Source organism: Microbulbifer harenosus, assembly GCF_005771435.1.
In the GTDB taxonomy this organism is placed as follows: Bacteria; Pseudomonadota; Gammaproteobacteria; order Pseudomonadales; family Cellvibrionaceae; genus Microbulbifer; species Microbulbifer harenosus.
In genome coordinates this window covers 32,419-46,369 of record NZ_VANI01000006.1, presented here as the reverse complement: position 1 = coordinate 46,369, position 13,951 = coordinate 32,419, and the positions used below count along the sequence as shown (strand labels likewise).

General features: G+C 58.7%; 9 protein-coding genes. 4 read left to right on the top strand and 5 right to left on the bottom strand.

Translation table 11 applies throughout. The features are described 5' to 3' along the window. Positions 1-35: 35 nt before the first annotated feature. The 4 genes from FDY93_RS06030 to ppnN form a co-directional block, all read right to left on the bottom strand. Complete coding sequence (locus FDY93_RS06030) at positions 36-686, bottom strand: polysaccharide deacetylase family protein (RefSeq protein ID WP_138234851.1); 651 nt, start codon at positions 684-686, stop codon at positions 36-38. A gap of 131 nt (positions 687-817) precedes the next feature. Continuing rightward, positions 818-1,141 (bottom strand): ferredoxin FdxA, encoded by a 324-nt coding sequence (gene fdxA / locus FDY93_RS06025; RefSeq protein WP_138234850.1) that lies wholly within the window; start codon positions 1,139-1,141, stop codon positions 818-820. A gap of 151 nt (positions 1,142-1,292) precedes the next feature. Beyond that, complete coding sequence (mutS, locus tag FDY93_RS06020; RefSeq protein WP_138234849.1) at positions 1,293-3,941, bottom strand: DNA mismatch repair protein MutS; 2,649 nt, start codon at positions 3,939-3,941, stop codon at positions 1,293-1,295. A 218-nt stretch (positions 3,942-4,159) separates the two neighbouring features. Further along, on the bottom strand, positions 4,160-5,533 hold the full coding sequence (gene ppnN, locus FDY93_RS06015) for a nucleotide 5'-monophosphate nucleosidase PpnN (protein WP_138234848.1): 1,374 nt from the start codon (positions 5,531-5,533) through the stop codon (positions 4,160-4,162). 461 nt (positions 5,534-5,994) lie between these two features. On the opposite strand from ppnN, the gene FDY93_RS06010 reads away from it, so the two are divergent. The 4 genes from FDY93_RS06010 (at position 5,995) to FDY93_RS05995 (ending at position 12,392) form a co-directional block, all read left to right on the top strand. Further along, on the top strand, positions 5,995-8,955 hold the full coding sequence (locus FDY93_RS06010; RefSeq protein WP_138234847.1) for a TonB-dependent receptor: 2,961 nt from the start codon (positions 5,995-5,997) through the stop codon (positions 8,953-8,955). Positions 8,956-9,065: 110 nt separating this feature from the next. Beyond that, positions 9,066-10,469 (top strand): NlpC/P60 family protein, encoded by a 1,404-nt coding sequence (locus tag FDY93_RS06005; RefSeq protein WP_246068479.1) that lies wholly within the window; start codon positions 9,066-9,068, stop codon positions 10,467-10,469. 11 nt (positions 10,470-10,480) lie between these two features. After that, positions 10,481-11,575 carry a dipeptide epimerase gene (locus tag FDY93_RS06000; protein WP_138234846.1) on the top strand — a complete coding sequence of 365 codons (1,095 nt, stop codon included), beginning with the start codon at positions 10,481-10,483 and terminating at the stop codon, positions 11,573-11,575. A 31-nt stretch (positions 11,576-11,606) separates the two neighbouring features. After that, positions 11,607-12,392, top strand: coding sequence for a MurR/RpiR family transcriptional regulator (locus FDY93_RS05995; RefSeq protein ID WP_138234845.1), 786 nt, complete (start codon positions 11,607-11,609; stop codon positions 12,390-12,392). A 47-nt stretch (positions 12,393-12,439) separates the two neighbouring features. Here the strand turns inward: FDY93_RS05995 and FDY93_RS05990 are convergent, their stop codons facing one another. Beyond that, positions 12,440-13,891: a transglutaminase-like domain-containing protein gene (locus FDY93_RS05990; RefSeq protein WP_240914272.1), complete on the bottom strand. Its 1,452-nt coding sequence runs from the start codon at positions 13,889-13,891 to the stop codon at positions 12,440-12,442. Between the last annotated feature and the right edge of the window lie 60 nt (positions 13,892-13,951).

The following is a 13,951-nucleotide window of genomic DNA, read 5'->3' as shown; positions in this document are numbered from 1 at the left end:
CAATTGCAGCCTTTCTAATCGGTGATAGGTTGTATTCAGGTGGCGAGTTTCGAAGCGTTTTTCGGACTGATCAGCTCCGAGAGCGTGGCAAACTCGTATCCCTCTGCCTTCAGTCTTTCGCTGATCACTGGCAGGGCCCGCAGAATATGTTCGCGTCGCTTATGGCGCGGGTGCAGTATTACCACGGCGCCGGGAAAGGCATTTTCAGCCAGCAACTCGGCGATTTCCTGAGGGGCGTCCAGATCTGCGAGGGCGTCTCCGGGAAAATTCCAGTAGTTTGTGTTGGCTTGGCCCTGCTCGAATTTCTCAGGCTGTCGAGCAAAGGATGGAGTGAGCAGGCTTGGGTGGTGTTCGTCCAGGCTGCGCAGAATCCGCGTGGCACCGTCGATTTCCCGCTGAGTGTTGGTAGAGGTGCTTCCCCGGCTTCTTTGGGTTTTGATCTTGCCCCGTTTCTTTGCGCTCTTTGCTTCGTTTGTCAACGCTGGTGTTTCTTGAAAAAATGTGGCCTTGATATCCAGCCGTTCCAGTTCGTCCAGTAACCCTTCATTGCTGCTGGTGCTGGGGAAGTCGTCGAACGCCAGGGCGATGCGGCGGTCCTCGCCGGAAGTGGCTTCCAGCGGGATAGTCAGCACGGCGATGGCCATGGTGCGGCGCAACAGGATGCGGAGGGATTTCATGGTGGACATAAACAGTCAGTCGGTACTTGGTTACTTCCGGGGAACAGCCGATAAATCCATTGAGCCGGCGCGAGGGGGTTCAATCCCTGAGAAAGTAAAAAGCCGTCGGTGAAGACGGCTTTTTATTTGAATACGAGTGCTCAGCGCTCCAGATACTGCAGCTTGCCTTTCACACCATCCCACTCCTCGGCATCCGGCAGTGAGTCTTTTTTCTCGGTGATATTCGGCCATACCTCCGCGAGTTCTGCGTTGAGCTCGATGTATTCCTGCTGGTCTTCCGGCACCTCGTCTTCGGAGAAGATGGCGTTGGCGGGACACTCGGGTTCACACAGGGCGCAGTCGATACACTCGTCCGGGTGGATCACCAGGAAGTTGGGTCCTTCGTAGAAGCAATCTACCGGGCAAACTTCCACACAGTCGGTGTATTTGCACTTGATGCAGTTTTCCCCAATTACGAATGTCATGCTTGTCCCTCGATAGTGCTATCAATAGTGCTGTGCGTTACCGCTGCCGGGCCGGTTCCCATGGCGGGGCCGGGCCCGATTCTGAAAGCAGCGGATTTTAGCAATTACTGGCGCGAATTGTAGTAGCTTTTGAGTCGAATTGGTTGGGTGCTTATAACAGTTTGCGTAGGGCGTAGAGCTGTTCCAGTGCCTGGCGCGGGGTCAGGTCGTCTGGATCCAAGGCTTCCAGCGCTTCCACCGCCGGGTGCGGGCCACTGCCGAACAGGTCTACCTGGGCGGGAGCGGCAACTTTAGGCTGCGCGGCCGGCGCTGGCTTGGGGGCAGGGGCTGGATTGAGGGTCTGTTGGGCTGCAGCTTTTACTCCTGGGCTGGAATCGCGGGTGGTGTGGCCCGCTTCCAGGGCGGCGAGGCGGGCCTTGGCTTCGTCCAGAACTTCCTGAGGGATGCCGGCCAGCTTTGCCACTTGCAGGCCGTAGCTCTTGGATGCGGGGCCCTCCTGGATGCGGTGCAGGAACACGATGGAGTCCCCGTGCTCGGTAGCGTTCAGGTGGATGTTGGTGGCCTCTGGGCACTGCGCGGGCAGTTCGGTCAGCTCGAAGTAGTGGGTGGCGAACAGGGTGAAGGCGCGCACCTTGTCGGCCAGGAAATGGGCGCAGGCCCAGGCCAGGGATAGGCCGTCGTAGGTGCTGGTGCCGCGACCGATCTCGTCCATCAGGATCAGGCTGTGCTCACTGGCGTTGCGCAGGATATTTGCCGTCTCGGTCATCTCCACCATAAAGGTGGAGCGGCCGCCGGCGAGGTCGTCGGCGCTGCCAATGCGGGTGAAGATACGGTCCAGCAGGCCGATGCGCGCGCGGTCGGCGGGCACAAAGCTGCCGCAGTGGGCGAGCAGCGCAATCAGCGCGGTCTGGCGCATATAGGTCGACTTACCACCCATGTTGGGGCCGGTGATCACCAGCATGCGGCGGGCGTCGTGCAGGTCGATATCGTTGGCCACGAAGGGCACGTCGAGAACCTGCTCCACCACCGGGTGGCGGCCGCCCTCGACGTGGATGCCGGGCTGCTTGGACAGCTCGGGTTTTGTCAGGCGCAGCTGGTCCGCGCGCTCGGCCATATTTGCCAGCACGTCCAGCTGGGACACCGCGGCGGCGGCGTTCTGCAGCTCTGCCAGGTGTTCGTTCAGGGTGGTGATGAGCTCCTCGTACAGGAACTTCTCCCGGGCCAGGGCGCGGCTCTTGGCGGACAGTGCCTTGTCTTCGAACTCTTTCAGCTCCGGAGTGATGAACCGCTCGGCGTTTTTGAGGGTTTGGCGGCGGATATAGTCCGCCGGCGCCTTGTCGCTCTGGCCGCGGCTGATCTCGATGTAGTAGCCGTGCACGCGGTTGTAACCCACCTTTAGAGTGGGGATGCCGGTGCGCTCCTTCTCGCGCACTTCCATCTGCACTAAATAGTCGCCGGCGTTCTCGCTGATGCCGCGCAGCTCGTCCAGCTCCTCATCGAAGCCCTCGGCAATCACACCGCCCTCGCGGATCACCACCGGCGGGTTCTCTACCAGTGCCCGCTCCAGCAGTTCCACCGTGTCCGGCCACTCGCCCATTTCCCGGGAGAGCTGGCCGAGCAGGCTCGCATCCGTCTCACTCAATTGACGCTGCAGTTCCGGGAACTGCGCCAGAGACATGCCCAAACGGGACAGGTCTCGCGGGCGCGCCGAGCGCAGGGCCAGGCGGCCGAGGATGCGCTCCATATCGCCGATGGGCTTGAGTGCCTCGCGCAGCGGTTCGAAGCGGTAGTCGGCGATCAGCGCGGCGATGGCCTGCTGGCGCTGTTCGAGGATATTTAAGTTGCGCAGGGGATTGTTCAGCCAGCGGCGCAGCAGGCGGCTGCCCATGGCGGTTTTACAGGCATCGAACACCGACAGCAGCGTGTTGTCATCGCCGCCATTGAGGTTGGTGTCGATCTCCAGATTGCGGCGGCTGGCCGGGTCCAGTGCCACGGTGTCTTCACTGCGCTCGGTGCGCAGGGTGCGGATATGCGGCAGTTCGGTGCGCTGGGTGTCGCGGGCATACTGCAGCAGGCAACCGGCGGCACACAGGGCAGCATGCATATGGCTGCAGCCGAAGGCTTCGAGATCCATGGTGCCGAACTGGCGGTTCAGCAGGCGCAGTGCGCTCTCCAGGTCGAATTCCCAGGGCGCACGGCGGCGCAGGCCGGCGCGGCGTTCGATTTCTGCCGGCAGGATCAGGTCTTCGGACACCAGCAGCTCGGTGGGGCTATAGCGCTGCACTTGTTCTACCAGCGCGTCCAGCGTGTCCACTTCCTGCACCGCAAAATGCCCAGTGCCCACGTCCAGCAGTGCGAGGCCAAACTTGCCCCCGATCATCACAGTGGCCGCCAGCAGGTTGTCGCGGCGCTCGTTCAGCAGCGCCTCATCGGTGACGGTGCCCGGGGTGACGATGCGCACCACCTTGCGCTCCACAGGGCCTTTGCTGGTGGCCGGGTCGCCGATCTGCTCGGCGATGGCCACGGAAACCCCAGCCCTGATCAGCCGCGCCAGATACCCTTCCGCCGCATGGTAGGGAATACCCGCCATGGGAATCGGCTGCCCCCCGGACTTGCCGCGGGCGGTCAGGGTCACATCCAGCAGTTCCGCCGCGCGCTTGGCGTCGTCGTAGAACAGCTCGTAGAAGTCCCCCATGCGGTAGAACACCAGCTCCTGCGGGTGTTCGGCCTTGATGCGCAGGTATTGCTGCATCATAGGGGTGTGTTCGACTTGCTGGTTCGTGCTGACGGTTGCGGGCATGGGTGAGGAATTCTTTATAAATCAGTGGCTTGGTTGTTCTGGTGTGCCGGCACTAAGGGGGATGTGCCTCCTATTGCGGGCTATCGGGCAAGCGCGCAAGGATACCAAAGCGGCAGGGAAACGACTATCAGACCGGTTGGCCTGACCGCCGCTGGCGAAGGATTCGGGAGAGAGGCGGCTCTTGCTGAAGTCTTGGCAATAGCCGCAGTAGATAGAACTTAGTCCGCACTGATCCTGTAGCAGGGAGTGTACTGTCTCCCAGGCAGTTTCATGCGCTGTTGCTTAATAAACGATTCAAGCAGGGTGTCCATGCTGTGCATCAGTGTTGGATCGCCGCACAGCTCGTAAGGGCCGTTTTTCTCGACGTTGCGGATTCCTTCATCTTTCACATTGCCGGATACGATTCCGGAAAATGCGCGGCGCAGGTTGGCGGCGAGCAGGTAGGGTTCCTGATTTTTGTGCAGGGCGAGCCCGCGCATGTTTTCGTGGGTCGGCGCGAACGGGCGCTGGAATTCGGTGGAGATTTTCAGCTGCCAGTTAAAGTAGTAGGCATCGCCGGTTTCCTTGCGGTGTTCCCGCACTTTTTCGATGCCTGCAGCCATCTGCCGCGCGACTTCCTGCGGATCGTCGATGATGATCTGGTAGCGCGTACGCGCCTCTTCTCCAAGGGTGTTGGCAATGAACTGGTCGATGCGGATGAAGTACTCCGCCGCGCTGGCCGGGCCGGTAAAAATAACCGGGAAGGGCTGATCCCTGTTGTCCTGATGCAACAGAATGCCGAGCAGGTAGAGAATCTCCTCCGCGGTGCCCGCGCCTCCGGGGAATACCACAATGCCGTGGCCGGTGCGTACGAAGGCTTCCAGGCGTTTTTCAATGTCCGGCATGATCACCAGCTGGTTGACGATTGGATTCGGCGCTTCCGCGGCGATGATGCCGGGCTCGGTGATGCCCAGGTATTGGCCGTGGCGGTCGCGCTGTTTGGCGTGGCCGATGGTGGCGCCTTTCATTGGGCCTTTCATGGCGCCGGGACCACAACCTGTGCAGATATCAAGATGGCGCAGCGCCAGTTCGTAACCCACTTTCTTGGTGTAGTCATACTCTTCTGCGGAAATCGAGTGGCCTCCCCAGCAGACCACAAGCCGCGGTGTGCGATTGCGATTGAAGGTGCCGGCGTTGCGCAGGATATGAAATACCGCGTCGGTGACGCCCTGCGCAGATACCAGGTTGTAACGCGGGTCCCCGGTAATCTCGCTGTTGACGTAGATGATATCCCGCAATACTGCGAACAGATGCTCGGCAATACCGCGGATCATTTTGCCGTCCACAAAGGCGCCGGCCGGCGCATTGGTGACCCTGAGTTTTACACTGCGCTCGGTGGGGATAACCGAAATATCAAAATCTGAATATTTTTCCAGCAGTTCCTTGCCGTCATCCATGTAGCCGCCGCTGTTCAGTACCGCCAGGGAACAGTTGCGAAATGCCTGGTATTGCGGCCCTCGGCTCTCGTCGCTGAGTTTGTGGATTTCGTACTTGGAGAGAATATCGAACTGCCCGGTGGGTGATACCTGCGCATCGACAACTTCTGAAAACATGCGACCCCCTCGTTAATGTTATGTGCACCTGCAGTATAGGTGATGTAACTGCCGCCTCCGCAAAATCCATCAACCCAGTTTTGGGTGTTTTTTGCTCAGTTCTGGCTTGGTGTAGTTCCCGGCTCCCGGGAAATCGGCCATCAGAATCCCCCTCCTTACTATTTTCCTGACACCAAACATGACTTAACTGTCTTTTTGTCTCTTTTGCGAAATTTATTTGAATTTTTTATTAGTCAGCCATCGCATTCGGCGAATTTTTTCATCAGAATGTCGGAGGAATATCTTATTCCAAGTATTTTTTAGTCCAGTTATAAAGTATGAAACCCAGTGGTTGCGGGTTGCATCAGCAGGAAGAGTAGAGGTGCCACAGAAGCACCTGAAAAAAGCGATGAGTTCCACCGATGGATGGAGCCGTTCTCCGTCCGGGAAACAAGCACAATAACAGCCTGGGAGACTCTCTCATGTTCGATCGAAACGCTTCTGCAAAGAACAAGCTTCAACGTCACTTGTTGGCGATGGCCATTGGTACTGCCGTCGGTGTCGCCTCTCTGGGCACTCCGGTGGCGCTTGCGGCAAACAGCGATGGCGCCATCGTTGGTACGCTTGAGACCACTGAAGCCGCGGTGTCCGGTGTGGAAGTCACCATCCGCAACAAGGACAACGGACTGACGCGAACGGCGAAGGCGGATAGTAAAGGCCGCTATCGCTTTTCGCGCTTGCCGGTAGGCAACTACGAAGTGTTCATCGTGGTTGACGGTGAGCCGCAGGTCCTCGCGCCGAACGTACGCGTAACCATCGGCACCACCACGGAAGTGGCAGAGGATCAGGGTGAGATTGAAGAAGTGGCAGTGATCGGACAGCGCGGCCGCCTGCAGATTGACACCGCCACATCTGAGTCCGGCGTGACGTTTTCCGCGGCGGATCTGGAGATGCTGCCTGTTGGCCGCAGCCTGGAGTCGGTCGCACTGATGGCACCGGGCACGGTTTCCGGCACTGCGTTTGGCGGTGTGTCGTTTGGCGGGTCTTCCGTGGGCGAAAATGCGGTATTCATCAACGGTCTCAACGTCAGCGACGTGGAGACCGGTGTGAGCGCGGGCTCGGTACCCTTCTCCTTCCTCGAAGAGGCCCAGATCAAAACCGGCGGTTATTCCGTGGAATTCGGTCGCACCACCGGTGGCGTGACCAACGCCGTGGTGAAATCCGGTACCAATGAATTCAAATACGGCTTCAGTACCTACTACGAGCCCGCGGCCCTGCGCGGTGGTGGTACCGACGGCTACAACGCGAATGGAGAGCGGGTATCCAGTAACAAGCTCGCCGACAGCGATGACTTCAGCACCAGCTTCTATGCCAGCGGCCCGCTGATCCAGGACAAGTTGTTCTATTACGTGGTGTACGAGCCGCGCAACAACCGCAGCGAAGGGCATACCCTGAATGGTGGCACCACCTGGGAGACCAAAGATGACAGTGCCTTCTGGGGTGGCAAGGTGGACTGGCTGATCACCGACGACCACGCGCTGGAGCTGATCGCGTTTTCCGACGAGCGTGAGTCCGTAACCGATAACTACGACGATGGCGAGTATCTGCAGACGGCCTTTGTTGAGCGCGGTGGCAAGAATTATCTCGCGACCTACACCGGTCAGGTCACCGATAACTTCCTGATTAAGGCCATGTACGGCGAGAGTGAGGGCAACTACGACGCGTCCGACACCTCAGGCTTCGAGTGTGCCTATGTTTATGACAACCGCGTGGATGAGCAGCTCGGTTGCACCACGTCGCGGCAATTCGACGCGCGTGACAATGGTCGCGAGGCATTCCGCCTCGACATGGAATACGCACTCGGTGATCACCTGCTGCGCTTCGGTATGGACGACGAAGTCCGCACTACTGTAATGAATCGCCTTACCACCGGTCCGGACCAACAGTACTACCAGATCTACGATGCCACGCCGGGCGATGCGGTGAACGGCGGTACCGTTGCCGGCGATGCCTATGTGATCGCCTGGACCAAAAACTCCACTGGCGAATTCGAGGCCGAAACCTCGGCGTTTTACCTGGAAGATGTCTGGTCGGTGACCAGCAACATCACCGCTACCCTGGGCGTACGTTTTGACGAATTCGACACCAAGGATGCCGGTGGCAACTCTTTCCTGAAAGTTGACGACATGATCTCCCCGCGCTTTGGCGTGGCCTGGGATATCAACGGCGACGGTTCCTCCAAGCTGTTTGCAAATCTCGGCCGTTACTATTTCCCTCTGGCCAACGGTCTGGTGGCGCGTGAGGGTGGCGGTAGTCTGGACTTGCGCACATACCATGAGCTGGAAGGGTTCACCTCAGAGACAACTGCGTCCGGTTACACCAATGTGACACCGATTCTCGGTGCCCAGATTGGCGATGTTTACCAAGTGGGCAATTCCACGGCCGGCCTCTCGGGCGCTGAGGCGGTAGTCGACAACGACCTCGAGGCCAGCTATCAGGACGAGCTGATTCTCGGTTACGAAAAACTGGTGGCAGAGAGCTGGAAGCTGGGTGTGCGCGGGATCGCGCGGCGCTTCGAAAACGCCATCGAGGATATGAAGATCAATGTAGACGTGGCCGGTTGCGGCAATATTTCCGGTTGGGTGTTCGCCAACCCCGGGCGCGAACTTACCCTGACCCGTGAATGCGACGATGGCCAGACGCGTCAGATCAGCATCGATCTGGCGAAAAACCAGATGCCGGGCCTCGACGGCCAGCCCCTGGGCGGCCCGGTGCCAGAGCGCAGCTACAATGCCATTGAGCTGATTCTGGATCGCCAGTTCGCCGATCGCTGGTCTTTCAATACCTCATATACCTGGTCCCGTTCCTACGGCAACTATGAAGGTGGCGTGAATTCGGATACCGGCAATGATATTCCCGGGTGGACCGAAGCGGGCGATAACGTTGCCTACCTGCTGGGTAACTACGGCCGCCTGCCAAATGATCGCACCCATTCACTGAAAATGCGCGGTATATATGCGCTGACCGACAGCCTGAGCCTGTCGGCATCTTTCAGCATGATTTCCGGTCGTCCGATCAACGCCCGCGCCCAGGGCAACCCCTTCACCGACAGTGAAAGTTACGACTTCAACTATGTATGTGTTGAAAACTGTTCGGGTGATTACACCAATGCCGAGCGCACCTTTGCTCGCCTGAACAAAGGGCAGTATGGCGATCTCGACTGGATCAATACCCTTGACCTGGGTGCGGCCTACCGCACCCAGGTGGCAGGCAGGGACGTGAGCCTGCGCGCGGATATATTCAACGTGTTGAACAGCCAGAGTGTTACCGATGTGGATGAAATCCTGCGCTACACCATGGCCACCAACAGTGACGACTTCCTTTCACCCACTGCATTTCAGACCCCACGAAGTGTCCGCCTGTCTGCCTCGGTAGATTTTTAATCGCGGATTTCTTCCACTTGCCGGGCACTTTCGGGTGCCCATTTTTTTGTATTTCATCGACAATGAACCGACCTTTCCCGTACCTGAGGTAAAACAGCAGAGGTAACAACGTGCGTATTACAGGTTATTGGTTGGCGGCGGTGCTCGGCACGATGCTTTGCGCCTGCGACGGTGCGGATAGTCGTTCGCCGGCACAACGCGTGGCGTCAGACTTTACCACCGATGTGCCCATGGTGCGTGAAGCCATGCTGGACGCATCCTACTGGATCGAGCGCCTCGACCGCGATGATGTGCGCATGGATGCGGCGGCAATCCGGCGTTTCAATAACGCGAGTTTTGAACTGGACGAGCACCTCAACGATCTGGATGAGTTTCCGCAGACGCTGCCGCGCGCACAGGTGCTGAAATGGATTGATGGCGTTAGTCGGCCCGCGTCTTCCCCTCGTTACCATGTGGATGGCCGCATTGTCAGTACCGAGGATTACGCGGCGCTCGAGGCGGCGGTGCAGCGAGAGCGCGTCCCCGCCGAGGTAGATGTGCGCTGGGGTATGGTGGTCGAGCGCGCAAGCATGCGCAGCTTTCCCACGGATACCCGCGTGCTGAAATCACAGGACGATCGGGATCTGGATCGTTTCCAGGAAACCGGCGTGTTCCCAGGCCAGAGGCTGGCGCTGCTGCATGAAAGCGCGGACGGGCTTTGGTGGTTTGCGGTCAATTATCACTACGCGGCCTGGCTGCCAAAGCAGGCGGTGGCGCTGGCGGCGCGCGAGCAGCTGGAGCGGTGGGCCGCCCGCGAGCAGCGCCTGATGGTCACTGGCGCAAGTGTTACCACCAACTATAACCCGAAAGATGCGCGCACTTCCCAGGTCTTGCTGGATATGGGGGTCTCCCTGCCTCTGCTCACCGCAAGGGAGGTTGGACATAATGTACACGGTCAGAACCCCTATGCGAGTTACATTGTCTCGCTGCCAGTCCGCTCGGATACCGGAGCACTGGAATTTGAGCCGGCGCTGATCGGTCGTGGGCGCGATGTCCGCGTGGGTCCGCTGGCCTACCGGCCTTCCAATATCCTGCGCCAGGCGTTCAAGTTTCTGGGTGAACGTTACGGGTGGGGACACGATTACAATGCGCGCGACTGCACCGGTTTCGTCGGTGAGGTGTACAAGTCGGTAGGTATTCTGATGCCGCGAAATTCCGGGCAGCAGGGTGCGAGCGGATTCGCACCCACCAAGACCTTTGCACCCGGCGACCGCGAAGAGCGCTTGACCGCGCTGGCAAATCTTTCCGTCGGCGACCTGATCTATATTCCCGGGCATGTGATGATGTACATCGGCCGTGTAGAGGGCGAGCCCTACGTGATTCACGATGTTACCGGGTTGCGGTATTTTGCCGAGGACCAATCACTCTATACGGGAACGCTTTCCGGCGTCTCCGTTACGCCGTTGACGCCACTGCTTCTCAATCGTGAGAAGAGCTTTGTCGATGGTATTTATGCCATTAAAACCATTATCTGATCGCGAATGCCATGAAAATTGTTGACGTAAAACTCGGAATGTTGCGCGTACCGCTGGTAACCCCGTTCAAGACGGCGCTGCGGACCGTAGAGTGTGTAGAAGATGTAATCGTGATGCTGGAAACCGACACCGGTCACATCGGTTACGGCAATGCGCCGGCAACGGCGGTCATTACCGGTGACACCCACGGTTCGGTGATTGCGGCGATCAAAACCATTTACACACCGATGCTTCTCGGGCGTGATGTGGCAGATCTCAACCGCCTGTGCCGGCAGATTGAGGGTGCCATGATCAATAACACCAGTGCGAAAGCCGCAGTGGAAATTGCGCTTTACGATCTGTTTGCACAGAGCTACAACACACCGCTCTACCGCCTGCTCGGGGGCGGCGAAAACAGTCTCACCACCGACATCACCATCAGTGTGGATTACATCGAGAAAATGGTGGCGGACGCAGAGCGCGCGGTGGCGCGCGGCTTCGAGATTTTGAAGGTGAAAGTCGGTAAAGATATCGGCCTCGATATTGAGCGTATCAAGGCCGTCTATGCCGCGGTAAAGGGCCGTGCGCTGTTGCGCCTGGACGCCAATCAGGGCTGGAGTCCCAAGCAGGCGGTAATGGCCATTCGCGGCCTGGAGGAGGCCGGGGTACTGCTGGAATTGGTGGAGCAACCGGTAAAAGCCGGCAACCTGGAAGGTATGCGGTATATCTCAGAGCGGGTCAAAACGCCAATCATGGCGGATGAAAGTATTTTCGGGCCGCACGAAGTACTGGATGTAATCCAGCGGCATGCGGCGGAAATCATCAACATCAAGCTGATGAAAACCGGTGGTATCTCCAACGCTCTGAAGATCGCGGACCTGGCGGGTCTGTACGATATCGAGTGTATGGTGGGTTGTATGCTCGAAACCAGTATCGGCGTATCGGCTGCGGCACATGTGGCCGCGGCCAAGGCTCCCATCGTGTCCAAGCTCGACCTGGACGTGCCGTCCCTGTGCCAGTACGACCCCGTGGTTGGTGGCGCAACCTACAGGGATGCGGATATCATTCTCAACGAAACGCCCGGCCTGGGTATCGAAAGAATTGACGGCCTGCAGCCACTGGCATGATGCCGCTCCCCTGCAGTGAGTGAAGGACCCCATGACCTGTCTCTTGAAAATGCGCGCGATGCGCGACCAGTTGTCGGTTAATGAACGCAAACTGGCGGATTTCATTCTGGACAACACGCCGTTGCTCCGGGATTACTCGTCTTCCCAGTTGGCGGATGCGGTAGGGGTCAGTCAATCCAGCGTGGTGAAGTTTTCCCAGAAACTGGGATACCGCGGCTATCCCAGCCTGAAGCTCGCGGTGTACGAGTCTTACGCCGGCACCGTGGCCCAGGGCGAAGAGGCGGATAAAAACGGGCATTTTTCTCACGGCGACAGCCCGCTCAGCCTGTTGGGGCAGAAAAAACTTGAGGTGTTGCACAACACAGCAAGTATCAATGAGTCGGAGCAGTTCATGGCCGCGGTGGAGGCGATCCGCGCAGCAAAGTGCATCCAGATCTCCGCTTGCCCTGGCTCCGCCTCTGTTGCGCGCTATCTGACCCATCAGCTGCTCGAACTGGGTTGCTGGGCGGTGTTTGATGAAGGCGGGCAGCTGCAGCAGCGCATTTCCGGTTCTCTCGGTGAGGAGGATCTGTTACTTATTCTTTGCGATTTCGGCGGAGAGGAATCCCTGGTGGAGGTGACCAACCGCGCCCACGAGCAGGGGGTGAAGGTGCTCAGCCTGACGCGCTACAACTACAACGCGGCGAGTATTCACGCGGATGTTCGCCTGTTTGTGGTGCCCTCGGAAGACGAAGAGTCGCTGCAGCGTCTGTTGTTCCGCTCGGCACAGCTACATGTAGTTGAAGGGTTGGTGAGCGGCCTGTTACGTCAGGAGTGAAATGGCTTGTGCGGGCTTGAGCGTGAAGCCCGCACAGCGCTGTGATGTCAGTTTGCTTCCGGGCTGTCGAGCAGCTGCCATTCCATCGAATAATTCCACTGGTCAAAGTACAGATTGCCACCGCGCCACTCTACTTCGCCGCGCTGTGAATCCACCGTTTCCGAGCGGAAGTGTTGTTTTGCCGGGGTGAACTCGCGGCTGTAATCGGTATTGAAAATCAGCCGGTAGCTGTCCATTCCGCCCAGGTAGAACCAGCGCTCGGCCTCATTTTCGCTATCGAGCAGGCCGTGGGTCACATCCATTGGCATCCACCCGTAGGGCGCGAGGTAAAACTCACCCCAGTCGTGCATGGTGTCGAATCTCTCGGGGGAAAATTCCCAACCGGATTGCCAGCGTGCGGGGATGCCGTTTATACGCATCAGCGTCATCAATAGCAGGGTCTGCTGGCCGCAGTCCGCATGGCCTGCACTGGCTGCGTATTCGCTGATATTGCGGATGGTGGAGTATTCCCGTGCGCCAGCCCAGGGAATCTGGTCCACATAGGCAAACAGTTTTTGTGCAATGCGGTAGGGATTGGTTTCATCGCCAACAATCTGTGCGGAGAGTGCGCGCAGCGACGGTGTGAACAGTATGTGGGGAGCGCGTTCGCTGAGGTAGGGCGCCAGTGCATCCGACGGGGCGATGGGTTTTACCGTATCCGGAACAATCTCGGTATGGCTCGATAGGCTGTCGTATGCATAGCGAACCTTAAATTCCGTGGGTGTTCCTCGCTGCGCCTTTCGCTCCAGGTAAATGGTTCGCTGCGGCTGGGTGGCCGGTGCCAGCTGATGGGCGGCGGGCGACGTCGCCAGCAGCTCGATATTTACCTGCCGCCGTTGGATTTCCTGAGGGAATGGCAGCCAGACGCGCACGGTTTCACCCGCTGGCACCGCGTCGCTGTCGACGGTGAGGGTATACGTCACCTGTATGCGCTGGCGAACCGGTGCATCGGATTCGAGAATCTCGCGGTGGTGCGGGTGAAGGCGATAGAGCGGCGCTTTATCAGTAAAGCGTTTGCTGTCGCGGGCGCGGGCCACGGCCTCGTCGGAAAGATGCATGAGGTTGTAGGCCGATCTCACGAAATAGCGCGGCTGCCCGTCAATGAGCATGGATTCCAGTAACCCCTGGGCGTTCCAGCGGTCTACGTCTTCCTGCGTGGCGTCGGGAACGTAGCGCTGGATGGCAGGCAGCAGTTCCTCTGGTGTCAGCGGGAAATCCATTTCAATCCGGCGCATGCGCTCGGCCTCAAATGCCAGCGCACTCAAATCAGCGGTTGTTTGCCCGGCGTTTTCCCGGTTTAACAGGGCGTGAATCTGCCGCTGAGCCTGAGTGTAATGGCCGCTATCGATCTGTTGCTGTACTGCTTCCAGTTCACTGGGCCAACCGGGTAGGGATATTGTCGCAGTCATCATGGAAATCATCAGGCGTGACCGCCACGGATTGGTATTTTTGGGGGGCACTGTGGGCTCCGTGTGATTCGTCGGTCTGGGGCAGGTACAGCAGATGCCTCAGGCCTACAT